Annotated in this window: 25 protein-coding genes; 13 read left to right on the top strand and 12 right to left on the bottom strand. The window is 71.1% G+C overall.

Annotated features, from left to right (window positions below; translation table 11 throughout):
* Positions 1-32: 32 nt before the first annotated feature.
* Complete coding sequence (locus ABZT02_RS15415; RefSeq protein ID WP_356018110.1) at positions 33-1,529, bottom strand: oligopeptide:H+ symporter; 1,497 nt, start codon at positions 1,527-1,529, stop codon at positions 33-35.
* A gap of 296 nt (positions 1,530-1,825) precedes the next feature.
* Between ABZT02_RS15415 and ABZT02_RS15410 the strand changes: the two genes are divergently transcribed.
* Both ABZT02_RS15410 and ABZT02_RS15405 read left to right on the top strand, forming a co-directional pair.
* The gene (locus ABZT02_RS15410) at positions 1,826-2,503 is read left to right on the top strand and encodes a response regulator transcription factor (protein WP_007382513.1); all 678 of its coding nucleotides are present in this window, start codon (positions 1,826-1,828) and stop codon (positions 2,501-2,503) included.
* A 44-nt stretch (positions 2,504-2,547) separates the two neighbouring features.
* Positions 2,548-3,822 (top strand): ATP-binding protein, encoded by a 1,275-nt coding sequence (locus tag ABZT02_RS15405; protein WP_356018108.1) that lies wholly within the window; start codon positions 2,548-2,550, stop codon positions 3,820-3,822.
* A gap of 102 nt (positions 3,823-3,924) precedes the next feature.
* Here the strand turns inward: ABZT02_RS15405 and ABZT02_RS15400 are convergent, their stop codons facing one another.
* Positions 3,925-4,440, bottom strand: a complete 516-nt coding sequence (locus ABZT02_RS15400; protein WP_356018106.1) for a GtrA family protein — start codon at positions 4,438-4,440, stop codon at positions 3,925-3,927.
* Positions 4,441-4,618: 178 nt separating this feature from the next.
* Here ABZT02_RS15400 and ABZT02_RS15395 point away from each other — a divergent pair, with 178 nt between their 5' ends.
* The 4 genes from ABZT02_RS15395 (at position 4,619) to ABZT02_RS15380 (ending at position 8,723) form a co-directional block, all read left to right on the top strand.
* Positions 4,619-5,758 carry a 5-(carboxyamino)imidazole ribonucleotide synthase gene (locus tag ABZT02_RS15395; protein WP_356018104.1) on the top strand — a complete coding sequence of 380 codons (1,140 nt, stop codon included), beginning with the start codon at positions 4,619-4,621 and terminating at the stop codon, positions 5,756-5,758.
* Positions 5,759-5,778: 20 nt separating this feature from the next.
* Positions 5,779-6,276: a 5-(carboxyamino)imidazole ribonucleotide mutase gene (purE, locus tag ABZT02_RS15390; RefSeq protein WP_356018629.1), complete on the top strand. Its 498-nt coding sequence runs from the start codon at positions 5,779-5,781 to the stop codon at positions 6,274-6,276.
* Entirely contained in the window at positions 6,273-7,460 is a 1,188-nt protein-coding gene (locus ABZT02_RS15385; protein ID WP_356018102.1) for a dipeptidase, read from the top strand. The genes purE and ABZT02_RS15385 overlap by 4 nt, the downstream gene beginning before the upstream one ends.
* Before the next feature lie 150 nt (positions 7,461-7,610).
* On the top strand, positions 7,611-8,723 hold the full coding sequence (locus ABZT02_RS15380) for a dipeptidase (protein WP_356018100.1): 1,113 nt from the start codon (positions 7,611-7,613) through the stop codon (positions 8,721-8,723).
* Positions 8,724-8,765: 42 nt separating this feature from the next.
* Here the strand turns inward: ABZT02_RS15380 and ABZT02_RS15375 are convergent, their stop codons facing one another.
* Positions 8,766-9,149 (bottom strand): VOC family protein, encoded by a 384-nt coding sequence (locus ABZT02_RS15375; RefSeq protein WP_031044079.1) that lies wholly within the window; start codon positions 9,147-9,149, stop codon positions 8,766-8,768.
* A gap of 27 nt (positions 9,150-9,176) precedes the next feature.
* Complete coding sequence (locus ABZT02_RS15370) at positions 9,177-9,536, bottom strand: VOC family protein (protein ID WP_356018098.1); 360 nt, start codon at positions 9,534-9,536, stop codon at positions 9,177-9,179.
* A 117-nt stretch (positions 9,537-9,653) separates the two neighbouring features.
* Here ABZT02_RS15370 and ABZT02_RS15365 point away from each other — a divergent pair, with 117 nt between their 5' ends.
* A complete protein-coding gene (locus ABZT02_RS15365; RefSeq protein ID WP_356018096.1) occupies positions 9,654-10,157 on the top strand; it encodes a CGNR zinc finger domain-containing protein in 504 nt (167 codons plus the stop codon).
* A gap of 10 nt (positions 10,158-10,167) precedes the next feature.
* Here the strand turns inward: ABZT02_RS15365 and ABZT02_RS15360 are convergent, their stop codons facing one another.
* The 5 genes from ABZT02_RS15360 to ABZT02_RS15340 form a co-directional block, all read right to left on the bottom strand.
* Positions 10,168-10,842: a cupredoxin family copper-binding protein gene (locus ABZT02_RS15360; RefSeq protein ID WP_356018094.1), complete on the bottom strand. Its 675-nt coding sequence runs from the start codon at positions 10,840-10,842 to the stop codon at positions 10,168-10,170.
* Positions 10,839-11,300 (bottom strand): hypothetical protein, encoded by a 462-nt coding sequence (locus ABZT02_RS15355; protein WP_356018091.1) that lies wholly within the window; start codon positions 11,298-11,300, stop codon positions 10,839-10,841. The genes ABZT02_RS15360 and ABZT02_RS15355 overlap by 4 nt, the downstream gene beginning before the upstream one ends.
* A gap of 110 nt (positions 11,301-11,410) precedes the next feature.
* Positions 11,411-12,424, bottom strand: a complete 1,014-nt coding sequence (locus tag ABZT02_RS15350; RefSeq protein WP_356018089.1) for a plastocyanin/azurin family copper-binding protein — start codon at positions 12,422-12,424, stop codon at positions 11,411-11,413.
* 27 nt (positions 12,425-12,451) lie between these two features.
* Positions 12,452-13,744 (bottom strand): copper resistance protein CopC, encoded by a 1,293-nt coding sequence (locus ABZT02_RS15345; protein WP_356018087.1) that lies wholly within the window; start codon positions 13,742-13,744, stop codon positions 12,452-12,454.
* Positions 13,741-14,427 (bottom strand): hypothetical protein, encoded by a 687-nt coding sequence (locus ABZT02_RS15340; RefSeq protein ID WP_356018084.1) that lies wholly within the window; start codon positions 14,425-14,427, stop codon positions 13,741-13,743. Before ABZT02_RS15340 ends, ABZT02_RS15345 begins: the two co-directional genes overlap by 4 nt.
* A 278-nt stretch (positions 14,428-14,705) precedes the next feature.
* On the opposite strand from ABZT02_RS15340, the gene ABZT02_RS15335 reads away from it, so the two are divergent.
* Positions 14,706-15,323, top strand: coding sequence for a hypothetical protein (locus ABZT02_RS15335; protein ID WP_356018082.1), 618 nt, complete (start codon positions 14,706-14,708; stop codon positions 15,321-15,323).
* Between the two features lie 27 nt (positions 15,324-15,350).
* Here ABZT02_RS15335 and ABZT02_RS15330 read toward each other — a convergent pair whose 3' ends face one another.
* Positions 15,351-16,694, bottom strand: coding sequence for a UDP-glucose/GDP-mannose dehydrogenase family protein (locus tag ABZT02_RS15330; RefSeq protein ID WP_356018080.1), 1,344 nt, complete (start codon positions 16,692-16,694; stop codon positions 15,351-15,353).
* Between the two features lie 178 nt (positions 16,695-16,872).
* Between ABZT02_RS15330 and ABZT02_RS15325 the strand changes: the two genes are divergently transcribed.
* From ABZT02_RS15325 to ABZT02_RS15315, 3 genes are all read left to right on the top strand, one after another.
* The gene (locus ABZT02_RS15325; RefSeq protein ID WP_356018077.1) at positions 16,873-18,030 is read left to right on the top strand and encodes an acyl-CoA dehydrogenase family protein; all 1,158 of its coding nucleotides are present in this window, start codon (positions 16,873-16,875) and stop codon (positions 18,028-18,030) included.
* Positions 18,031-18,331: 301 nt separating this feature from the next.
* Positions 18,332-18,694, top strand: coding sequence for a four-helix bundle copper-binding protein (locus tag ABZT02_RS15320; RefSeq protein WP_356018075.1), 363 nt, complete (start codon positions 18,332-18,334; stop codon positions 18,692-18,694).
* A gap of 205 nt (positions 18,695-18,899) precedes the next feature.
* Positions 18,900-19,673 carry a class I SAM-dependent methyltransferase gene (locus ABZT02_RS15315; RefSeq protein ID WP_356018627.1) on the top strand — a complete coding sequence of 258 codons (774 nt, stop codon included), beginning with the start codon at positions 18,900-18,902 and terminating at the stop codon, positions 19,671-19,673.
* 3 nt (positions 19,674-19,676) lie between these two features.
* On the opposite strand, the gene ABZT02_RS15310 is transcribed toward ABZT02_RS15315, so the two are convergent.
* A complete protein-coding gene (locus tag ABZT02_RS15310; RefSeq protein WP_356018073.1) occupies positions 19,677-20,996 on the bottom strand; it encodes an LCP family protein in 1,320 nt (439 codons plus the stop codon).
* A 117-nt stretch (positions 20,997-21,113) separates the two neighbouring features.
* On the opposite strand from ABZT02_RS15310, the gene ABZT02_RS15305 reads away from it, so the two are divergent.
* Positions 21,114-21,671, top strand: coding sequence for an acyl-CoA thioesterase (locus tag ABZT02_RS15305; RefSeq protein WP_356018071.1), 558 nt, complete (start codon positions 21,114-21,116; stop codon positions 21,669-21,671).
* 28 nt (positions 21,672-21,699) lie between these two features.
* On the opposite strand, the gene ABZT02_RS15300 is transcribed toward ABZT02_RS15305, so the two are convergent.
* Complete coding sequence (locus tag ABZT02_RS15300; protein ID WP_356018068.1) at positions 21,700-23,160, bottom strand: LCP family protein; 1,461 nt, start codon at positions 23,158-23,160, stop codon at positions 21,700-21,702.
* A gap of 132 nt (positions 23,161-23,292) precedes the next feature.
* Here ABZT02_RS15300 and ABZT02_RS15295 point away from each other — a divergent pair, with 132 nt between their 5' ends.
* Positions 23,293-24,321: a glycosyltransferase family 2 protein gene (locus ABZT02_RS15295; protein WP_356018066.1), complete on the top strand. Its 1,029-nt coding sequence runs from the start codon at positions 23,293-23,295 to the stop codon at positions 24,319-24,321.
* Positions 24,322-24,326: the final 5 nt, after the last annotated feature.

Here is a 24,326-nt window from a genome sequence, read left to right as displayed (position 1 = left end):
GCGATGCACCAGGATCCCGACGCCCCGCGGCTTCAGCGCACGCTGCCCATGAGCTCCTTGACCCGGTTGCGGTACATCCAGACCGCGACACCGGCGAGCACGGCGAGCGTGGCCTCCAGAGCCACCACGCCCGTCTTGTTGAGGTCGACCCCGGCGATGGACAGCAACCCGGTGGTGGCGTCGCCCGCGGTCACGGCGAGGAACCAGACGCCCATCATCTGCGAGGCGTACTTCGCGGGAGCCATCTTCGTGGTCACCGACAGACCCACCGGGGACAGCAGCAGTTCACCCACGGTCTGCACGAAGTAGATCGCGACCAGCCACAGCGCGGCGGCCTTGTGGCCACCGTCCGCGATGGCCAGCGGCGCGAGGAACAGGAAGAAGGACGCACCGACGAGTACCAGGCCGGAGGCGAACTTCACGGCCGTGCTCGGCTCCTTGCCGCGCCGGTTCAGCGCCAGCCAGAACCAGGCGAAGACCGGGGCCAGCGCCATGATGATGACGGGGTTGACCGACTGGTACCAGGAGACCGGGAACGTCCAGCCGAAGACGCTGTTCTCGGCGGAGGACTCGGCGAAGATCGACAGGGTCGAGCCGCCCTGGTCGTAGATCATCCAGAACACGGCCGCGGCCACGAAGAACCAGATGTACGCGGACATCGACTTCTGCTCGGTGCGGTCCAGGTCCTTGTCGCGCTTGATGTTGGCCAGGACCATCACCGGAATGATCACGCCGAGCAGGGTCAGCGGGACCAGGATCCAGTTCAGCGTGTAGTGGCCGGAGAAGCCGACGATCGCGTAGAAGACGACGGCGATTGCGGCCCAGATCGCGGCCTTGCGCAGGGTGGACGCCTTCTCCGCGGCGGACAGCGGCGTCGGGACGACGCTGGAGCGGTCGGCCAGGTGGCGGCTGCCGATCAGGAACTGGGCGAGACCCAGGGCCATGCCGACCGCGGCGAGAGCGAAGCCCAGGTGCCAGCCGACGTTCTCGCCGATGGTGCCGATGACCAGCGGCGCGGCGAAGGCGCCGAGGTTGATGCCCATGTAGAAGACGGTGAAGCCGCCGTCGCGGCGGGCGTCCTCCAGGCCGTCGTAGAGGTGGCCGACCATCGTGGAGATGTTGGCCTTCAGCAGACCGGAACCGATCGCGACCAGGCCGAGGCCGGCGTAGAACGTGCCCGAGGAGGGCAGCGCCAGCGTGAGGTGACCGAGCATGATCACCGCACCGGCGACGGCGACGGTCTTGCGGGGGCCCCACACGCGGTCGCCGAACCAGCCGCCCGGCATCGCGAGCAGGTACACCAGCGACACGTACACGGAGTAGATCGCGGTCGCGGTCGAGGCGCTGAGGTGCAGGCCGCCCGGGGCGACGAGGTACAGCGGGAGCAGAGCCCTCATGCCGTAGTAGGAGAACCTCTCCCACATCTCGGTCATGAAGAGTGTGGCCAGTCCGCGGGGGTGGCCGAAGAAGGTCTTGTCGGAACCGGGGGTGCCCGGAGTCACCGAGGCCTTCGTCAGGCTGGACGCCATGGTCGTTCCTTGCTGGTGGGGATTACCGCACACAAAAGAGACCTTCAGCGACGGATGCGCGCCAAAGGTCCCCACGATGCGACAGGCATTGATTCACCATACGACAGGATACTGACGGAAATGGAAGGACTTGAGAGGTGAATCACAGGTGACCGAGGAACCGTACACCCGGTTTCTAAGGTCCTTACAGGATTGGCACCGCACAGTCACAGGTTCACACCGAGTCCGTGAAAGGTAAGAACCACTGGGTTGTGATCACACCCCAGCATCTGTCAGGAGCGGTCTACCATCAGCTCATGACCCGTGTACTGCTCGCCGAGGACGATGCGTCCATTTCGGAGCCGCTGGCCCGCGCCCTGCGCCGGGAAGGGTACGAGGTCGAGGTGCGTGAGGACGGCCCCACCGCACTCGACGCCGGAATGCAGGGCGGCATCGACCTGGTCGTCCTCGACCTGGGTCTGCCCGGCATGGACGGCCTCGAGGTGGCCCGCCGACTGCGCGCCGAAGGCCACGCCGTACCGATCCTCATCCTGACCGCCCGTGCCGACGAGGTGGACACCGTCGTCGGTCTCGACGCGGGCGCCGACGACTACGTCACCAAGCCCTTCCGGCTCGCCGAACTGCTCGCCCGGGTCCGGGCCCTGCTGCGGCGCGGGGCGGCCGAGCCCGCGCAGCCGCCCGCCACCCACGGGGTGCGGATCGACGTCGAGTCGCACCGGGCGTGGATGGGCGACGAGGAACTCCAGCTCACCGCCAAGGAGTTCGACCTGCTGCGGGTCCTGGTGCGGGACGCCGGCCGGGTGGTGACCCGGGACCAACTGATGCGCGAGGTCTGGGACACCACGTGGTGGTCGTCGACCAAGACCCTCGACATGCACATCTCCTGGCTCCGCAAGAAGCTCGGCGACGACGCGGCCAACCCGCGGTACATCGCGACGGTACGAGGCGTGGGCTTCCGCTTCGAGAAGAGCTGAACCCCGGGTACCCATCGGGGTATCCGCCTGGCAGGTAAGAGGACATGCGCCGTCGACTGATCCAGTCCACGCTCGCCGTGGTGCTCGTGGTGATCGCCGTCTTCGGCGTCTCCCTCGTCATCGTCGAGACCCGCACCATCAGCAACAGTGCCCAGGAGCGGGTCGACTCCGAGGCGATCCGGCTGGCCGGGATCGTGGACAGCCGGCTGTTCGCCGCGGAGGACGTGACCGCGGAGATCCTGCGCGACCAGGTCGCGCAGGAACGGTACGCCGTGATCCGCATCCCCGGGAAGGACCCGATCGAAGTCGGCGCCAAGCCCTCCGGTGAGGTCATCAGCTCCACCGAGAGGGGCGAGGAGGGCGAGACGGTCACCGTGGAGGAGCCGCGCTCCTCGGTGACCCGGGAGGTCGGCCGTACCCTCCTGATCATCGGCCTGGTGGCGCTGCTCGCCGTGATCGCCGCGGTGCTGCTGGCGATCCGCCAGGCCAACAAGCTGGCCTCACCGCTGACCGACCTCGCCGAGACCGCGGAACGTCTCGGCTCGGGCGACCCGCGGCCCCGGCACAAGCGCTACGGCGTCCCCGAGCTGGACCGGGTCGCCGATGTGCTGGACTCCTCGGCCGAGCGCATCGCCCGCATGCTGACGGCGGAACGGCGCCTGGCCGCCGACGCCTCCCACCAGCTGCGGACCCCGCTGACCGCCCTGTCCATGCGCCTGGAGGAGATCACCCTCACCGACGACCCGGACACGGTCAAGGAGGAGGCGAACGTCGCGCTGACCCAGGTGGAGCGGCTGACGGACGTGGTCGAGCGGCTGCTGACGAACTCCCGTGACCCCCGGGCCGGCAACGCCGTCACCTTCGACCTCGACGAGGTCATCCAGCAGCAGCTGGCGGAGTGGCGGCCCGCGTACCGCAGTGCGGGCCGGGCGATCGTGAGCTCCGGCAAACGCCACCTCACGGCCGTCGGCACGCCGGGCGCGGTGGCCCAGGTCCTCGCCGCGCTGATCGAGAACTCCCTCATGCACGGCGGCGGCACGGTGGCGCTGCGCACCCGTGTCACCGGCAACCAGGCCGTCATCGAGGTCACCGACGAGGGCCCCGGCGTCCCCGCCGACCTCGGCGCCCGGATCTTCGAGCGCACGATCAGCGGCCGCAACTCCACGGGCATCGGCCTCGCGGTCGCCCGGGACCTGGCGGAGGCCGACGGCGGCCGTCTGGAGATGCTCCAGGCCCAGCCCCCGGTCTTCGGCCTGTTCCTGTCCCGCACCCCGCTGAAGACGGCGGTGCTGGACGACGACGAGCCGATGGTGCGGTGAGCCGCGCGGGCTGAACGGGGAGGGTTGATTGGCGTCCGCGGGCCGGTGGGGGCTGGGCGCGCAGTTCCCCGCGCCCCTGGGTGCTTGCGTGGTCCGTGGTGTTCAGAGAACCCGCTGCTTCGGGGGCTTGGGGGCCGGGGTCGCCTGCTCGGCCTCCTCCAGGAAGGACTCCGCGCTCGCCACGGCCTCGCGGGCCGGGAGGGTCTTGAAGACCCAGCTGCGGTAGGACCAGAAGCGGAAGAGGGTGGCGATGCCGATGCCGACGAACTTGAAGACGTTGCTCTGCAGCGGGCTGTCCCAGCCGAAGCCGTAGGTCGCGGCGTACAGGATGCCGTTCTCGATGACCAGGCCGACCACGCTGAACAGCAGGAACAGGGTCAGTTCCTTCGTGCGGCCGCTCTTGTCGCGGTCGCGGTACGTGAAGTAACGGAACCCTATGTAGTTGAAGACGATCGACACGACCGTGGCGACGACGCTCGCCCGGACCACCGGCAGGTCGGTGAGATGCCGGACGACGTTGAAGACGACGAGGTTGACCAGGAGCCCCGCTCCGCCCACCGCACCGAACTTGGCGACTTCGCGAACGATCCTTCGCAGCCCTGAGGAACCATGTCCCATGGTTGTACAGTCCCCCAGTCGGGTCGGTCAGTCGAGTGATTTCGTCAACGCAGCCATGCTAACCACCCCCCTTGCCCGCTGCCTGTGGATGAACTCACACACAGGGAAACAAGCTGGTAAGAGGGCCGGTAAGAGGCGCGGGATCCGGCCGCCGTGGCGCGACCGATACCCTGGTGCCGTGACGTTCCCGGTAGTCGGCATGGTCGGCGGGGGCCAGCTCGCGCGTATGACACACGAAGCAGGCATCCCGCTCGGCATCAGGTTCAAGCTCCTCAGTGACACCCCTCAGGATTCCGCGGCGCAGGTGGTGAGCGACGTCGTCATCGGCGACTATCGCGACCTCGACACGCTGCGTGAGTTCGCGCGCGGGTGCGATGTGATCACCTTCGATCACGAACACGTACCCACCGAGCACCTCAGGGCCCTGGAGGCGGACGGCATCCCCGTGCGCCCCGGCCCCGACGCGCTCGTGCACGCCCAGGACAAGGGCGTGATGCGCGCGCGGCTCGACGCGATCGGCGTCCCGTGCCCACGGCACCGGATCGTCAGCGATCCGCAGGACGTGGCGGCCTTCGCGGAGGAGGGCGACGGCTTCCCCGTCGTACTCAAGACCGTGCGCGGCGGTTACGACGGCAAGGGCGTGTGGGTCGTGGACTCCGTCGAGGAGGCCGCGGACCCCTTCCGGGCCGGTGTGCCCGTCCTCGCCGAGGAGAAGGTCGACTACGTCCGCGAGCTCGCCGCCAACGTCGTACGGTCGCCGCACGGGCAGGCCGTCGCCTACCCGGTCGTCGAGTCCCAGCAGGTGAACGGCGTCTGCGACACCGTGATCGCCCCCGCGCCCGACCTGGACCAGGCCCTCGCGCTCAGGGCCGAGGAGATGGCGCTCAACATCGCCAAGGAACTGGGCGTCGTCGGCCACCTCGCCGTCGAGCTGTTCCAGACCCGCGACGGGCGCATCCTCGTCAACGAGCTCGCGATGCGCCCGCACAACTCGGGCCACTGGTCGATGGACGGCGCGATCACCTCGCAGTTCGCCAACCACGTCCGGGCCGTCCTCGACCTCCCGCTCGGCGACCCGCGCCCCCGCGCGAAGTGGACCGTCATGGTCAACGTCCTCGGCGGCGACTTCCCCGACATGTACTCCGCGTACCTGCACTGCATGGCCCGCGACCCCAAGCTGAAGATCCACATGTACGGCAAGGACGTGAAGCCCGGCCGCAAGGTGGGCCACGTCAACACCTACGGCGACGACCTGGACGACGTTCTCGAACGCGCACGTCACGCTGCCGGCTACCTGAGAGGCACGATCACCGAATGAGCCCCGTTGTAGGCATCGTCATGGGTTCGGACTCCGACTGGCCGGTCATGGAGGCCGCCGCCCAGGCCCTCGACGAGTTCGAGATCGCGTACGAGGTCGACGTCGTCTCCGCGCACCGCATGCCGCGCGAGATGATCGCGTACGGCGAGCAGGCGGCCGAGCGCGGTCTGAAGGCGATCATCGCGGGGGCGGGTGGCGCGGCCCACCTCCCCGGCATGCTGGCCTCCGTCACCCCCCTTCCGGTGATCGGCGTGCCGGTCCCGCTGAAGTACCTGGACGGCATGGACAGCCTCCTGTCCATCGTGCAGATGCCGGCCGGCGTCCCCGTCGCGACCGTCTCCGTCGGCGGCGCCCGCAACGCCGGACTGCTCGCGGCCCGCATCCTCGCCGCGCACGACGAGGAACTCCTCGGTCGGATGCGGGAGTTCCAGCAGGAGCTGAACGACCAGGCCACCGAGAAGGGCAAGCGCCTGAGGTCCAAGGTCGAGGGCTCCAACGGCTTCGGCTTCGGCAAGTGACCGCCGTGGGGCCGCTGGAGACGGCCCGGGAACTCCTGCGCGAGTTCCCGGTCGTCGACGGCCACAACGACCTGCCGTGGGCGCTGCGCGAACAGGTCCGCTACGACCTCGACGCCCGCGACATCGCCACCGACCAGTCGGCCCACCTCCACACCGACCTGGCACGGCTCAGGGCCGGCGGGGTCGGCGCGCAGTACTGGTCGGTGTACGTCCGCTCGGACCTGCCCGACGCGGTGCCGGCGACGCTGGAACAGATCGACTGCGTACGCCAGTTGATCGCGCGGTACCCCTCGCAGCTGCGGGCCGCGCTCACCGCCGCGGACATGGAGGCGGCGCGCGCGGAAGGCCGTATCGCCTCCCTCATGGGGGCCGAGGGCGGCCACTCCATCGCCAACTCCCTCGCGACGCTACGCGCGTTGTACGCGCTCGGTGTGCGTTACATGACCCTCACCCACAACGACAACGTCGACTGGGCGGACTCGGCGACCGACGAACCCGGCGTCGGTGGCCTGTCCGCCTTCGGCCGCGCGGTGGTCCGGGAGATGAACCGCGAGGGCATGCTCGTGGACCTCTCGCACGTGGCGGCGACGACCATGCGGGACGCGCTGGACGCGAGCGAGGCGCCGGTGATCTTCTCGCACTCCTCCGCGCGGGCGGTGTGCGACCACCCGCGCAACATCCCGGACGACGTGCTGGAACGCCTCCCGTCCAACGGCGGCATGGCCATGGTGACCTTCGTCCCGAAGTTCGTCCTCCAGGCCGCCGTCGACTGGACGGCCGCGGCCGACGAGAACATGCGCGAGCACGGCTTCCACCACCTCGCGACCACCCCCGAGGCGATGAAGGTGCACCGCGCCTTCGAGGAGCGCACCCCGCGCCCGGTCGCCACGGTCGCGACGGTCGCCGACCACCTGGACCACATGCGCGAGGTGGCCGGCGTGGACCACCTCGGCATCGGCGGCGACTACGACGGCACGGCGTTCACCCCGGACGGCCTCAGCGACGTCTCCGGCTACCCGAACCTCATCGCCGAGCTCCTCGACCGAGGCTGGTCCCGCACCGACCTCGCCAAGCTCACCTGGCAGAACGCGGTCCGGGTGCTGGGCGCGGCGGAGGACGTGGCGCGAGAGCTCAGGGCGACGCGGGGGCCGTCCAACGCGACCCTCACCCAGCTCGACGGCTGAGCGCCGGGGCACCTTCGACCTGGTGGCCGGGGCGGCAGGCGGCACCTGAACGCCGTACCCCCGAACGCCCCGCCCACCAGGAAGCACCCCGCGCTCCGTGGGACGGTGACCGTACGGCGATCAGGAAGATCACGACGTACGGAGCCCGTCATGGCAGATCTCCAGGACGAACTGCATCCCGCGGCCGAGGTGGGAGAGCTGCCCCAGCTCTTCGAGGCCGCGCCGGAGCCGTCCACCACCGGCTCCGAACCGGACGCCGAGCCTCTGGAGCGTGCCCGTGCCATCCTCGCCGCGCACCCCGTCGCCGACGGCTACAGCGGGCTGCCCTGGGCCCTGAGGCACCTGCCCTGGTACGACCTGGAGGTCGGGGAGAGCGCCGTGGACACGGATGTACCGAGGCTCAGGGAGGGGCACGTGGGTGCCCTGATGTGGTCGCTGCACCTGCCCGGGGGGCTCGACGGGGACCGTGCCGTCGGCGCCACCCTGGAACAGCTCGACCTGGTGAAGACGGTCGTGCGCAACCATCCCGAGGGCCTGCGTCTGGCCCGCACCGCGGGACAGACCACCGACGCCCGCAACTGCGGCCGGGCCGCCGTCCTGCTCGGCCCCGCCGGCGCGGCCGCCCTCGGCGACTCGCTCGGCATCCTGCGCTCCCTGCACGCCCTCGGCCTGCGCGCCCTCACCCTGACGGGGGTGTCCTGGGCGAGCAAGGCGGGGCTCACCCGGTTCGGTGAGGAGGTGCTGCGCGAGATGAACCGGCTCGGAGTCCTCGCCGACCTCTCCGGCGCCTCCGAGGCCACCGCCCGGCGGACCCTGGCGGTGTCCAAGGCTCCGGTGCTCTTCAGCCGCTCCGCCGCCCGCGCCCTGCGCCCCCACCCGGCCAACCTCCCCGACGACCTGCTCGCCGAGCTGGGCGCCGCCAAGGGCCTGTGCATGGTGCCGCTGACCGCCGAGCAGACCGGCCCGACGGTCCGGGACGTCGCCGACCACCTCGACCATGTGCGCGCGGTCGCGGGCGCCGAGTGCGTGGGCCTGTCCGGCACCTACGACGTCGGCTCCGCCCACCCGCAGGAGCTCGGCGACGCCTCCTGCTACCCCCACCTCGTCGCAGAGCTGCTGCGCCGCGGCTGGGACGAGACCGGCGTCGCGCTGCTGACCTGGGGCAACGTCCAGCGGCTGCTGCGCGAGTCCGACTTCACGGCGCGGGCGGCGCAGCAGCGGCGGGAGCCGTCCACGGCGAAGATCGCCGACCTCGACGGATGACCGGCGGCGCTGCCTGACCGGCGGGCCACCTGACCGGCTGCGCTACACCGGGTCGATCCGGCACAGGCAGAAGGGATGGCCCGCCGGATCCGCGTACACCCTGAAGTCCTCCTTGTCCTCGGCGTGCAGCAGCCGCGCGCCCAGCTCCAGCACCTTGGCCTCGGCCGCGTCGATCTCCTCCCATGTGGTCCCGCCGTCGAAGTCCAGGTGGAACTGCTGGGAGTTGCGGTCCGCCCGCGGCCACTCTGGCGGGGTGAGCCCCGGTGCGCTCTGGAAGGCCAGCCGCGGGCCGGCGGGGACGCGCAGGACCACCCAGTCGGGGTCGTCGTCCTCCGGGGTGCCGCCCACGATCCCGGCGTAGAAACGGGCGAGCGCGCGGGGATCGGGGCAGTCGATCACGACGGAACGGAAACGTGCGACAGTCACGAGGGGTCCTCCTGGTTCGACGGCGGTTCAGCAGGCGCAGAGGCAGAACGGGTGCCCCGCCGGGTCGGCGTACACACGGAAGGTGCGGGAGCGGTCCTCGGCGTCCAGCGGCTTCGCTCCGAGCGCCAGCACCTCCTTCTCGGCCGCGTCCAGGTCCTGGACGGTCAGGTCGAGGTGGAACTGCTGCGAGGCGTCGGGGGCGGGCCACTTCGGCGGTACGAAACCGGGGGCGGTCTGGAAGGCCAGCGAGGGTCCGTCGGGGATCTTGAGATCCACCCAGTCGCCCTCGCCCTCGACGGTGCCGCCGAGCACACCGGCGTAGAAACCGGCGAGCGCGCGGGGGTCCGGACAGTCCAGTACGACGGCACCGAGTTCGGCGATGGCCATGGCTTCCTCCTTGAAGCGCGGTTACCTGTAGAAGCGGGTAACCAGTAACGGTTACCGCATGCTCCCGTATCGGAGGTAACGTCGCAAGGGAATTCCCTAGCTAGGTAGCGTGCAGCCATGAGTGAGCGATCGCCCGCGCCCGGGGGGCTGGCCCTGGTCGAGTCCCTGGTCAACACGGTGGGCCTGGAGTCGGGCGCCGATTCGCTGGACACGGCGGAGGGGCGTGCGCGGTTCGGGATCGACGAGGGTGAGGTGGCGGGGGCACGCGAGCTGCGGGAGTCGCTGCGGGTCGCCCTGCTGGCCCACGCGGGACACCCGCCGCACCGCCCGGTGACGCCGCTGGGCGAGTTGCTGGCGGCGGCACCCCTGCTCCTCACGGTCGCCGCGGCCGACGGCTCGGCGGCCCTCGCCCCCGCCGACGCCCGGCCCCTCCTCTCCCGCGTCGCCGCCGCCGTCGCCGAGTCGCTGGTCGCGGGGACCTGGATCCGCCTGAAGGCCTGCGAGGCCGCGGACTGTCACTGGGCCTACTACGACCGGAGTCCGGCGGGGCGGGGGCGCTGGTGCTCCATGCAGGTGTGCGGGGCCCGGGCGAAGATGCGGCGGTACCGGGCCAGGGGGTGAGTCCCCGTCGTCAGGGCTCCTCCCGCTGCGCGCGGGACGTCCTCGAACCGACCAGCAGGAGGCACAGGACCGCCACTCCGGCCACCAGGCCGACCAGGACCAGCAAGGGGTCCAGTGGGCGGGCCGTGGTAACCGTCGCCTGGGCCGCGGGCGGCTGCGCCGGCGCCGGTAGCGTCGTCGTCCGCGGTACGGCCGCCTCGGGCGCCGCCGGTGTCGGCGAGGGGGACGGCATCGTCATCGCCGGCATCGAACGTGCCGTACGTGACGGGGTCCGGGCCGGTGCCGGGTGCGCGTGCTCTCCCGGTGCCGCCGAGGTCTTTGCCGGAGCGGGCGCGGGAGCCGGCGCCGGTGCCGCCCGGACTGTGATCCCCGCCGTCATGTCCGGATGGACCGTGCAGACGTAGCCGTAGGTACCGGCCGTGGTGAACGTGAAGCTCCAGCTCTGGCCCTTGTTCAGCATGGGGGAGTGGATCGAGAGCGGACCGGAGGTGGTCTTCACGTCGTGCGGGGCCGTGTCGTAGTTGGTCCAGGTCACCGTGGATCCGGCGGGCACGCTCAAGGACGCCGGCGAGAAGGCGTACCCCTTCATGGCCACGGAGTAGCTCGCCGCCGACGCCTGTCCGGACGGCAGCAGCCACGCGGTGAGGAGGGCGAGCACCGCCGCGGCCCGCAGCAGCCCCCTCATGCGAAGTCCGCCGCGACGAGCAGCCTGAGGCGGGTGGCCGGCAGTCGCCACGGCAGCCGGAATCCGGTGGCCCGGCGCAGCAGCCGGTAGGGCAGCTTGGCCGTGCCCACGACGAGGAGCCGGTCCTCGGCGCGGTCGACCACGCGCATCCGCAGGAGGACGGGAAAGGCGACGTCGTCGAGGACGAGGTCGGCGGTGAGCTGGAGGCGGTCGCCGGGCAGGTCCTCGACCCGCTCGGAGGTGAGGACGGCCCGCAGCTCGCCGTCGTCGAACTCGAAGCGGAACGCGCGGTGTCCGACGTCCGGGGACGTCTCCAGGGACGCTTCGGCGAGGGGCACCCGCCGACGCCGTACCGGCAAAGGCCCGTACCAGGCGGTGAGTTCGGCGAGGGAGCGGCCGGGAGCCACGGTGAGGCGTCGCGGTGGCGGAGGAACGGTGGGCAGGGTGACGGTTGTCATCCCGAACTCCTTGGAAAGCGGTTCCCGAAATGTGGTGAGGGTGTGGAGAATGGCCGTGGACGCCGTTCCGGCCGGCTGAGCCCCGGCCGGAACGGCGTCCACCCAGTCCGTCAGCAGCTGGTGGTGAGGAAGTCCGTGGTGGGCGTGAGCAGGTGCTCGGCCCAGACGGTGTGCATCTTCACGTAGGCGTCCGGGTTCAGCAGATCGGTGACCTGCTGTCCGAGCGACTCCTCCAGGTGCGCGGAGTTGATGTGGGCCAGCAGCACGCTGAGCGTGCTGTCGAGCACCGTGCCGCCGTCGTTGACGGCCGGCTTGAGGATGCTCTCGATCCACACCGTGTGCATCTTGATGTACGAGTCCAGCGCCAGCGCGTCCTGCACCTGCTGACCGGGGGACTCCTCCAGGTGCGCCGAGTAGAGGTGCTGGAGGATCGGCAGGAGCTCGTTGCGGATGCTGGTGCACTGCTCGCCGGAACCGGAGCCGTCACCGCTGGTGGGCGTGGCCGTCGGAGTGGCCGTCGGCATCGGCATGCCGGTCGGGGTCGACGTGGGGCCGGCCGTCGGCGTGGCCGTGGGGGCCGTCGTCGGGGTTGCCGTGGGTGTCGTCGCGGTCGGCGTCGGCGCGGGCGTCGTGCCGCCGCCGGAGGCCGCCACCACCTTCACGGACGACACCATGTCCGGGTGCACCGCGCAGTAGTACTCGTAGGTGCCCACCTTGGTGAAGGTGTACGACCACGAGTCGCCCTTCTGCAGCGTCCCCGAGTCGAAGGCCACCGGGGCCTTGGTCGTGGTCACCGTGTGCGGGGCGCTGTCGTGGTTGGTCCACCGGACGGTCTGGCCGGCCTCGACGACGAGCTGCTTGCCGTCGCCGAACTTGTAACCCGTGATGTCGACCTGGTAGTCGGGGGTGGCGGCCTTCATGTCGGCCATGTCGGCAGCGGCGGCAGCGGGCGCCTGAGCCGCGCCCGCGGCCTGCTGCGAGGCCGTCGTGGAACCCGTGGCCGCGCTCAGCAGCCCGAGAGAGAGCACCGCGGCGAGGGCCGCGCCGAGGCCGGCGAACAGCAGGGACCGGTTCCCGGCCGGCGACTTGCTGCGCCGGCCACCGGTCTCGTCCTTGTTTCTCACTGCAACTCCTTTTGCTTTTGCGGGTGTTCAGCGGCCGGGATCGGCCGTGACCAGCAGACTCGTCACGGCGAGCACGACGAGGACCAGCCCCGTCTCGGCCGCGACCGAGTAACCGAAGGGCCGCACGGTGGCGGCGTCGCCGCGCAGCAGCACGGCGAGATCGAGACGGGTGCGCACCCACTGGCGGCTCGCGTACGCGGCGACCAGGACGCACCCGAGGACGGCCGTCTTGACGAGCAGCAGATGCCCGTAGGAGGTGTGCAGGAGGGCGTCGTACGACCCCACCACCTGCCACGCGAGCACCAGCCCGGCGCCGACGATGCCCGTGACGCTCACCGCCGCGAGCCGCGCGTAGCCCGGCACCACCTCGGCCAGCTCCGCGACCCGCCGGCGCGGCAGCACCGCCAGCGCGAGCATGGCGAGCCCGCCGATCCACAGCGCGGCCCCGAGCAGGTGGACGAAGTCGGCGACGGCTCCCCAAGTCGGCTCGCTGCCCTCGGAGTTGTGGCCCGTCATGCCGGTCGTGCGCAGCAGCCCGAACGTCACCGCGAGCGCGCCCACCCGCCAGCCCGGCGAGCGCGCGGCACCCTGGAGCAGCGCGGCGAGCACCACGGCCGCGAGCACCCACATCAGGCCGCGCGCGGCGAGCACGATGCCGGGTCCGGTGGCGAGGACATCGGCGTAGGTCGCCGGGCGCAGGGCGTCCCGCAGGCCGCCGAGCGAGGCGTACGCACCCTGCAGTCCCACCGTCGTCACGGTCGCCAGCAGCCCGCCCGTCCAGGCCAGGCCCAGCAGCGCCCGGGCCCGCGGCTCGTAGGCCCCGCCCGGCCACAGCAGTGCGACGAACGCGAGCCCGCCGACGAACAGGGCGAGCGCGAGGTAGCCGGTCCAGCGGGCGGCGACGAGGGCCTGGCGCACCGCGGGGGACGTGACGGGAGCGGAGGCCTCGGCGCCGCCGGTCGCGGTGGCTCTCGCGGCGACGGTGAAGGCGATCCGCCCGGAGGAGGCGTGTCCGTCCTCCTTGTCCACGACGGACCACACGACGGCGAACCTCCCGTCGGCCGGGCTGTCGAGCGCGACCCGCACCGCGTTGCCCTTCGCCGTCCGGGCCACCGGCAGCCGGTCCCCGGCCATCGTCAGCACCCGCACCTCGGCCGGGTCGACGGTCTCGTCGAAGGTGAGGGTGAGGTGGGCCGGGGCCTTCGCGGGCCTGGCGCCGTCCTTGGGGGAGGAGCTCACCAACTCGGTGTGCGCGGAGGCGGGTTGGGCGGCGCCGAGGAGGGCGCAGAGGAGGGCGGCGAGGACGAGCAGCGGCCTCATGGCGTCGCCTCCGGTTCCGGGGAGGCGGAAGCGGAGGGGGCCAGTAGTCCGCCGAGCAGGCCGGAGGCGGGGGCGACGCCGACGCAGAGGGAAGGCGTCGGCGAGGGCGTCGGCGAGGGGGACGCGGCCGCCCCGTCCAGGAGCCCCAGCACGGGCCCGGTGAGACCGACGAGCAGCGGCTGTACGAGGGTGACCTGGCCATCCTGGCAGGTGGCCGTGGCCGTGGCGGAGGGGGAGGGGGTGGGAGTGGGAGTGGGAGTGGGAGTGGGAACGGGAACGGGAGCGGGAGTGCCGGAGGGGGGCGAGCTCTCGGACCCGGTGTGGCCACCGCCGTGCCCTCCGCTCCCGCCCACGGGGCCGGTGCCGGTCACGACGCCTCCGGCGTCGCCGTATCCGATGTCCGACCCGGTGCCGCCGTATCCGAAGCCCGTGCCGCCCCCGCCGTACGACGGCAACTCGCCCGAGCCGGCGGGGACTTGACCGGCCCCCGGCATGGTCGTCACCGGCGCCGTGACCGCGGGCGAGGCGGCCGGCGGAACCGCGGCCTCGGCCGTCCCGGAGGCGGCGGGGGCGCCGATGCCCGACGCGTACCCCAGCACGATCACCACCGCACCCACGAGTGCTCCGGCGACCAACTCGTCGCGATGATCACGCGGCCAATCCACCCCACGAAACAGGGGCATGACTCACTCCTGACATGCTCGGATCAATCCGACCGAAGAGCTCGGCGATGACGAACAGTGGAGTGGAGGGCGGATTCCGCTTGGCTACGCATCGGTTAACCGATCGTTGCCTACCTCTCCTTTGCAGGGGGGTGGTCTGTGAGAACGGTCAATTCGGCACCGTACTCGAATGCAAATCGAACTCGTGTTGATGATTCCGGGGAAGCCGGCATATGCCGACGCGGGCTTCCGCAGGACCTCGTGGCCACGTAGCCTCTCCGCGCCCAGGAGGTGAGGCCGTGAGTACGTACGGCACCATGCTGATTCCCGTGCCGCTCGGACAGGCGGTCCCCGTGCTGCGCGAGGTCTGCGCGGCCGGCTACGCGGTCCCGGCCGGGCCGGGGTTCTGCCTCGTCCATCCGGACCGGTTCATCGGGGGGAACAACGTCTTCGCGCTCGCCGGACCGATCAGCGCCGCACTGGGCGTTCCGGTGCTGGCGGCCTTCCAGTACGACGGCGACCGGCTGGAGCTGGAGGTCTGGCGTGCGGGCGGGCGCGCCCACCGCTACGACTCCTGGCCGGGATGGGAGAGCGAGGACGGCGGCGACACCCCCGTGGGCGCGGACCCGGCCGCGTTCCTGGACTTCGCCACCGGGCCCGTGGACGGTCACCGGCTGGCCTCGGCGCTCGCGGACACACCGATCGACCCGGAGGACATGGACGTGGACGGCGATCCGGGCTATGTCTGGGCCCAGGCCCTGCACTGGGACGTGCTGCGCGCGCTCGGCCACCCGGACCAGGTGATCCGCCGCGCCCAGTGGGACCACCACCACATGCGCCGGGCGCCGCGGGCGGTCGCGGAGGTGCTGGACGGCACCGAACTCGTCGTCCTGGGGGCCGCCGACCCCTTGTTCTGAAGCCCCGTCACGGCTGCCGCCACACGCTCAGGCGGTCGGGCGCCCCATCGCCCGGTACGTCCACCCGGCCTTCCGCCACAGCACCGGATCCAGGGCGTTGCGGCCGTCCAGGACGACCTTCGCCGCCGCGACCTCGCCGAGGGCCGCCGGGTCCAGCTCGCGGAACTCCCGCCACTCCGTGAGGTGGAGTACGACGTCGGCGCCCCGGACCGCGTCCATGGCGGTGTCGGCGTAGCCCAGGGTCGGGAAGATGCGGCGGGCGTTGTCCATGCCCTTCGGGTCGTAGACCGTGACCTGACCGCCCTGGAGGTGGATCTGCCCGGCGACGTTCAGCGCGGGTGAGTCGCGGACGTCGTCCGAGTCGGGCTTGAAGGTGGCGCCGAGCACCGCGACCCGCTTGCCGAGGAACGGCCCGCCGCCCAGTATCTGCCGCGCCAGTTCCACCATCTGACCGCGCTGGCGCATGTTGATCGAGTCGATCTCGCGCAGGAAGGTCAGCGCCTGGTCGGCGCCGAGCTCACCCGCACGGGCCATGAAGGCGCGGATGTCCTTCGGCAGACAGCCGCCGCCGAAGCCGATCCCGGCCCGCAGGAACTTCTTCCCGATCCGGTCGTCGTACCCGATCGCCTCCGCGAGCCGAGCGACATCGCCGCCGGAGGCCTCGCACATCTCCGCCATCGCGTTGATGAAGGAGATCTTCGTGGCCAGGAAGGAGTTCGCGGACGTCTTCACCAGCTCGGCGGTCGGGAAGTCCGTCACCACGAACGGCGTGCCCTCGCCGAGCGGTGTCGCGTACACCTCGCGCAGCAGCTTCTCCGCGCGCTCACTGCGCACGCCGACCACGATCCGGTCCGGGTGCAGCGTGTCGTCCACCGCGAAGCCCTCGCGCAGGAACTCCGGGTTCCAGGCCAGCTCCGCGTCCGCGCCCGCCGGGGAGTGGTCGGCCAGGTAGCGGGCCAGCCGGTCGGCGGAACCCACGGGCACGGTCGACTTGCCGACGACGAGGGCCGGGCGGGTCAGGTGCGGGGCGAGGGAGGCGATCGCGGAGTCGACGTACGACATGTCGCAGGCGTACTCGCCGTGCCGCTGCGGCGTGTTCACACAGACGAAGTGCACGTCACCGAAGGCGCCCACCTCGGCGAAGTCCATGGTGAAGCGGAGCCGGCCGGTGGAGCCCTCGATCCCGGCGACATGCTTGCGCAGCAGGTCCTCCAGGCCCGGCTCGTACATCGGGACCTCGCCCCGCTGGAGCATCTCGATCTTCTCGGGCACCACGTCGAGCCCCAGCACCTCGAACCCGAGCTCGGCCATGGCCGCGGCGTGAGTGGCGCCGAGGTAGCCGGTGCCGATCACGGTGATCTTGAGGGCCATGAAGACTCCAGAAAGGGGGACGGTCCGATGCGCGCCCGAGCATAGTCGGACGGGTCGGCGGGCATTTTTCCCGCTGTCGTCAAGCTCACGTCTCACTCGTGTGAGCCGGGCCCTAAAATTTGAGTTACTTAACGGTAATTAGCACAGGCACCGCAGCGTCTTTGGAGCGTGAGAGACCTTGGCCGGATCGGCTGACTTCGACCTGTACCGCCCGTCCGAGGAGCACGACATGCTCCGGGACGCCATCCGTTCGCTGGCGGAGGCGAAGATCGCGCCCTACGCCGCCGCGGTCGACGAGGAGGCCCGCTTCCCCCGGGAGGCGCTGGACGCCCTGGTGGCCAACGACCTGCACGCCGTGCACGTCCCCGAGGAGTACGGCGGCGCGGGCGCCGACGCCCTGGCCACGGTGATCGTCATCGAGGAGGTCGCCCGCGCCTGCGTCAGCTCCTCCCTCATCCCCGCCGTGAACAAGCTGGGCTCCCTCCCGGTGATCCTCTCGGGCTCCGAGGACCTGAAGAAGAAGTACCTGTCGCCGCTCGCCAAGGGCGACGCGATGTTCTCCTACGCCCTCTCCGAGCCGGACGCCGGTTCCGACGCGGCCGGCATGAAGACCAAGGCGGTCCGCGACGGCGACCACTGGATCCTCAACGGCGTGAAGCGCTGGATCACCAACGCGGGCGAGTCCGAGTACTACACGGTGATGGCCGTCACCGACTCCTCGAAGCGCTCCAAGGGAATCTCGGCGTTCGTCGTCGAGAAGTCCGACGAGGGCGTCTCCTTCGGCGCCCCCGAGAAGAAGCTCGGCATCAAGGGCTCCCCGACCCGCGAGGTCTACTTCGACAACGTCCGCATCCCCGCCGACCGCATGATCGGCGAGGAGGGCACCGGCTTCGCGACCGCGATGAAGACCCTGGACCACACCCGCATCACCATCGCCGCCCAAGCCCTCGGCGTCGCCCAGGGCGCCTTCGACTACGCCAAGGGCTACGTCCAGGAGCGCAAGCAGTTCGGCAAGGCCATCGCCGACTTCCAGGGCATCCAGTTCATGCTCGCCGACATGGCCATGAAGATCACCGCCGCCCGTGCCCTGACCTACCAGGCCGCGGCCGCCTCGGAGCGCCTCGACAAGGACCTCACCTTCCAGGGCGCCGCGGCCAAGTGCTTCGCCTCGGACGTGGCGATGGAGGTCACCACGGACGCGGTGCAGCTGCTGGGCGGTTACGGGTACACCCGTGACTACCCGGTCGAGCGGATGATGCGCGACGCCAAGATCACCCAGATATATGAGGGTACGAACCAGGTTCAGCGGATCGTGATGGCGAGGAACCTGCCGTAGCGGATCCGGCGCGCGACGCCCGAGGGCCCCGGCCGACGGATCGGACCGGCTGGGGCCGTTCGCCGGCCGGGCCGCGCGGGGCCTGATGCGCGGGCTCCGATGCGCGTGGCAGCCCGGCGACACCGGCGGATCCGCCGGAGGGGCCCGAGCCCCCGGAGTTGCTCCGGGGGCTTTTGTCGTACCTCGGGTGGGGTGTTTCGGGGCGGATTGTTGGCGTCCGCCCGATGGCGCCCCGCCGGGGAGGGGCGTAGGACGGAAGGGCACGGGGCCCGTCCCGGGCTCCCGCGTCCCAGGAGGAGCCATGACCCAGGCCGAGAGCATGTCCGCGATGAGCAAGGAGATGCAGGACTGCGTGGCGGCGTGCATGGAATGCCACAGCGTCTGCGAGGAGACCATGAGCTCCTGCATGCAGAGGGGCGGTCAGGCGCAGATGCAGATCATGCGCGCGCTCATCGACTGCGCCGACATGACCCGCATGTGCGCGGACATGATGATGCGCCGCTCGCCCATGTCGGCGGAGATGTGCGCGCTGTGCGCCAAGGCGTGCGAGATGTGCGCCGAGGCGTGTATGTCCATGCCGGACGATCCCCAGCTGATGCGCTGCGCGCAGGCGTGTCGCCGCTGCGTGGAGACCTGTCGGGCGATGGCGGGCATGGCGATGTGACGTACCTCGTCGCCCGGACGTGGCCGGGGGCACCCCCCGAGGTGCTCCTGGTCATGGGTGGGGCAGGCTGCGGGACATGACCGCACCCGAGCACACGACGCCGTACACGGACACGCAGGGCCGGCCCTCGGACCGCCTCTTCCAGCCGCCGCCGCTGCCCCCGGAGGCGGACGCCACCGAGGCCTTCGACGCCGCCGAGCGCGAGATGTGGAGGGGCCGCACCGAGGCCTACGCCGGGAGCTTCGCGCACCTGTGCGCCCACCCCGTGGAGGCCCTGCTGGACGCGGCCGGAGTGGGTGAGGGGACGCGCGTCCTCGACGTCGGCACCGGTACCGGTACGGCGGCCGTGGCGGCGCGGGCTCGCGGCGCCCGGGTGAGTGCGGTGGACGCCGATGCCGGGATGGTGGCGGCGGCGCGGGCCCGCGGGGTCGACGCGCGCACCGGCGAGCTTCCCGAACTCCCTTACCAGGAAGGCGAGTTCGACGCCGTCGTCGGCAACTTCGTCCTCAACCACGTCGGCCGCCCCCGCACCGCCCTCGTCGAACTGCGCCGCGTCCTGCGCCCCGGTGGCCGTGTCGCCCTCACCACGTGGAGTGCGAACCGGGGCGCGGGGCAGGACCTGCTCGGCCGGGCCTGCGAGGCGGGCGGAGCCGTACCGCCCCCGTACCTCCCCAGGCTGGATCCGGCGGAGGACTGGCCCCGTACGGCGGACGGTCTCGCCCAACTCCTCGGCGGGGCGGGCTTCGTGGCGTCCGAGGCGGCCGAACTCGGCTGGGACCACCGGGCCGGCGTCGAGGAGTGGTGGAGCGGTGCGGCGGGCGGGGTGGCCACCATCGGGCTGGTCGTCACCTCGCAGGACCCGGAGACCGTCGTACGGATCCGGCGGGAGTACGACCGTCTGAGCGCCGAACACACGGTGGCGGAAGGGCAGTTGGCCCTTCCGCACATCGCGCTGCTCGGCTCGGGACGGCGGCCGTAGGGCTCAGTTGCTCGAGACGGTGACCTTCTCGTCGTTCTTCAGCTCGTCCACCAGCGTCTTCACCTTCGCCTTGTCCCAGACCAGGTTGCCGCCCGTGGAGCCGGAGATCGGCATGTTCATGGACGTGCCGTCACCGCCGTTCACGCCCTTCATCGCCCAGAACATCTTGCCCAGGTCGTACAGGCCCATGTCCTTGTCGACGATCAGCGAGTCGAGGCCCGCGCCCATCGTCGGGTAGAGCTTGAAGGGGTTCAGGATGGTGCTCGGGGTGGCCACCTGGTTGGCGAGCGCGTTGAGGAACTTCTGCTGGTTCTTCGTGCGGTCGAGGTCGGAGCCCGCGAGGGCGTAGCGGGTGCGGACGAAGGCGAGGGCCTGGTCGCCGTTCAGGGTCTGCTTGCCCGCCGTGAAGTCGGCACCGGACTTGGTGTCCTTCATGCCGCCCTTCGGGATGTCGATCTCGACCCCGCCGACCGCGTCCACGATGTTCGCGAAGCCGGCGAAGCCGATCTCGACGTAGTGGTCGATCTTCAGGCCGGTGTTGAACTCGACCGTGCGCACGAGCAGTTCGGGGCCGTCCTCGGCGTAGGCGGCGTTCAGCTTCACGTGCCGGCCCGTGCCCTTGTAGGTCTTGCCGGACTCGGAGCCCACGAAGGTCGGGATCTCCACGTCCGAGTCACGCGGCAGCGAGATCAGCGTGTCGCCGTTGCTGCCGGTGTGCAGGATCATCATCGAGTCGGTGCGCTTGCCCGCGGCGGAGCCGGTGTGCAGCTGCTTCTTCTGCTCCGAGGAGAGCCCGGCGCGGCTGTCGGAGCCGACGATCAGGTAGTTGGTGCCGTCGCCCTGCTCCGGCCGGTCGATGACCTTGGACAGGTCGACCTCGCGGTTGAGCTTGGAGTCGGCCCAGAAGTAGGTGCCGACGGTCGTCACCACCAGCCCGGTGATCACGACGATGGCGGTCCACTTGATCCGCTTGCGCCAGTTCGGCGCGGGCCGCGGACCCCGGCCGCCGCCGGGGTCGCCGGGGTCGCCGGGCCCGCCGTGACCCCCGCCGCCGTAGACCTGGCCGGTGTTGTAGCCGCTGTCGTACTCGTCGTAGTCACCGCCGTGACCCCCGCCGTTGACGTACGACGGCTGCTGGGGCACACCGCTGCCGTACGGCGGCGCGGACGGGCCCTGGCGGCCGTACGCACCCTGCCCGGGCGCCGCCTGACCGCGGCGGACCTGCCGCATCACGCGGGCGCTCTCGGGCTGTGCGCTCGCGCTGCCGCGTCCGTACCGGTCGCCGCGGTTGTCGCCGGACCATCCCTCGGGCCAATCGTTCATGGGGCCCAGTGTGCAGGTACCCGCTGTGCCCTATACAAGGGTCGTCGGAAAATCAGGGCAGCGCTGTTGCCAAGCTGACACAAATTCCCGAATTGTCATCAGGCATAGGGTGGGGCCATGACAGACCAGGCCACCGCCGCGCACCAGGGCGCCCCGGAGATCCCGGGCAAGCCCACCTCGGCATCCCGCACCACGCTGAGCCACATCATGACCCAGGCCGACACCAACCTCCTCGGTACGGTGCACGGCGGCGTGATCATGAAGCTGGTGGACGACGCGGCGGGCGCGGTGGCCGGGCGGCACAGCGGCGGGCCCGCCGTCACCGCCTCGATGGACGAGATGGCGTTTTTGGAGCCGGTCCGCGTCGGTGACCTGGTCCATGTGAAGGCCCAGGTCAACTGGACCGGCCGGACCTCGATGGAGGTCGGCGTCCGGGTTCTCGCCGAGCGCTGGAACGAGTCCACGCCCGCCACCCAGGTCGGCTCCGCCTACCTCGTCTTCGCGGCGGTGGACGCCGACGGCAAGCCCCGCCGGGTTCCTCCGGTGCTCCCGGAGACGGAACGCGACGAGCGCCGCTACCAGGAGGCCCAGATCCGCCGCACCCACCGCCTCGCGCGCCGCCGGGCGATCATGGAACTGCGCGAGAAGCGGGCAGCGGAGGGCTTCGAGGACTGAGCCGGACACCGGCCTGCCCTCACCCCTCCTACACGCACCCCACCTCATCCCCGGTGACCACTCCGGACTCCCCCTGGAGCTCGTCCTCGGCCCGTACCTTCCGTACTCGGTCGAAGTCGGCGCCCGCGAGGACCTTCAGCACCGCCCCCTGGCCCTTCACCGCCCGCAGCTCGCTCCCGGGAAGGGCCGCCGCCAGCGAGCGGGCCGAGCGGTCCCAGCGGGGGTCGTAGGCGATGACCGTGCGCTTCAGGGTGCGGTCGGCCGAGTTCACCGGGTTCCCCGTCGTGCGGAATCCCGTCGACGCCAGGGCCGCGTCCACCCGCTTGCCGAGTCCGCCGGTCGCCGTGCCGTTCTCGACCTGGACGCGGATCTGCTGCGGGGAGACCGGGACGAGCAGCGCCTTGGTCTTCGGCTGGTGCGCGGCCAGCGGCTGGTCCTCGCGCAGGGCCCTGAAGAGCCGCGCCGACTTCACGGCGTCCCACTTCAGGGTCGAGCCCACGCCGTTGACGGGGTATCCCATCTGCCCGATCGGCACGGTCGTGAACTCCGACGAGGAGGGGGAGAAGTTTCGCATCGCCCGGCCCAGGTCGAGCAGTTCGTCCGTGCCGAAGCCCTTGTCGGCCCGTACGGAGCCGAGGACGGCCCGGGCGACATCGCGGAACCTCATCGGGTTCAGCATGACGCCGGACGAGGTCGCCCGCTCGATCAGCGCCGCGAGGAAGCGCTGCTGCCGCTTCATCCGGCCGAGATCGGAGGAGACGTCGGCGTGCCGGGAGCGGACGTACTGGAGCGCCTGCCCGCCCATCAGCCGGTGCCGGCCCGCCGTCAGGTCGAGCCCGGTGTACGCGTCCTTCAGCGGGTCGGCGTTGCAGATCTCGACCCCGCCGAGCACGTCCACCGTCTTCATGAAGCTGGTGAAGTCGACCTCCAGATAGTGGTCGATCTTGACGTGGGTCATGTTCTCGACGGTCCGGACCGTCAGCTGGGGCCCGCCCTCCGCGTACGCCGCGTTGATCTTGATGGGGTGCCCGTGGTGCTCTTCCCCCGTGGTCCGGTCGGCGTGCGGGGGCGTCATCGCGTACGAGTCACGCGGCAGGCTCACCACGCTCGCCCGTTCCCGGTCCTCCGAGATGTGCACGATCATGATCGTGTCGGTGCAGTGGCAGGGCGCCCCGCCCAGCCGGTACTTCTGCCGCTCCGCCTCGGTGATCTTGTCGCGGCCGTCGGTGCCGACCAGCAGCACGTTCATGCCGTGTCCGGCGCGCGGCCGGTTCTTCATGTCCTTGAAGGGGTCCACGCGCGTGATGTCCGCGTCGAGGCTGGTCATCACCGCGTGCCCGATCCCCGCGGAGGCGAGCACGACGACGGACAGCGTGGTCGCCGCCCGCATGGCCCAGCGGGGCCGCTTGCGTCGTACGGGGGGCGGTGCGGGCCGCCGCTGCGAGGGGTGAGGGCGGGCCGCGGAGGGCCGGGGCGGCTTGACGGGCATGGAGGGACACCTCCGCGAGGAACAGCCGAACGAGGGATCCTGAGCACCGTAGGCCCATACGATCTGCGACGACCGGCACCGCCCCGGGCGGGGCGCGGCAGTGTCCCCCGTTCGCGGTAACGTGATCCCCCTATGAACGCCAAGCCCGACGTGCAGCTCCCCGCCGTGTCTGTGATCATGCCCGTCCTCGACGAGGAGCGGCATCTGCGCGGAGCCGTCCAAGCGATCCTCGCGCAGGAGTACGCCGGCGAGATGGAGGTCGTCATCGCCCTCGGTCCGTCCAAGGACCGCACGGACGAGATCGCCGCCGAGCTCGTCGCGGAGGACCCGCGCGTGCACACCGTCCCGAACCCCACCGGCCGCACCCCCGCCGCCCTCAACGCCGCGATCAAGGCCTCCCGCCACCCGATCGTCGTCCGCGTCGACGGGCACGGCATGCTCTCGCCGAACTACATCGCGACCGCCGTACGGCTCCTGGAGGAGACCGGCGCGCAGAACGTCGGCGGCATCATGCACGCCGAGGGCGAGAACGACTGGGAGCACGCGGTCGCCGCCGCGATGACCTCGAAGATCGGTGTCGGCAACGCGGCCTTCCACACGGGCGGCGAGGCGCAGCCCGCCGAGACCGTGTACCTCGGGGTGTTCCGGCGCGAGGCGCTCGAGCAACAGGGCGGCTACAACGAGGAGTTCGTCCGCGCCCAGGACTGGGAGCTCAACTTCCGCATCCGTGAGGCGGGCGGGCTCATCTGGTTCTCGCCCGAGCTGAGGGTGTCGTACCGCCCGAGGCCGAGCGTGAAGGCCCTCGCCAAGCAGTACAAGGACTACGGCCGCTGGCGGCACGTCGTCGCCCGCTACCACGAGGGCTCCATCAACCTGCGCTACCTCGCCCCGCCGACCGCCGTGTGCGCGATCGCGGCCGGGACCGTGGTCGGCGCCGCGCTGACCCCGCTCGGCTTCGTGATCCCCGGCGGCTACCTCGCGGCGATCGTCCTCGGTTCGCTGCCCGCCGGCAAGGGGCTCCCGCTGAAGGCCCGGCTCCAGATCCCCGTCGCCCTCGCCACCATGCACATGTGCTGGGGCTACGGCTTCCTGACCAGCCCGCGCTCCCTGGCCAAGCGGGTCATCGCCTCGCGGCGGCCCGCCGTGCTGAACAAGGTGTGAAAGCG

This window comes from Streptomyces sp. NPDC005402 (assembly GCF_040606575.1).
Classification (GTDB): domain Bacteria; phylum Actinomycetota; class Actinomycetes; order Streptomycetales; family Streptomycetaceae; genus Streptomyces.
Note: the sequence above shows the minus strand (reverse complement) of the source record. Positions and strands in the feature narration are given on the sequence as shown.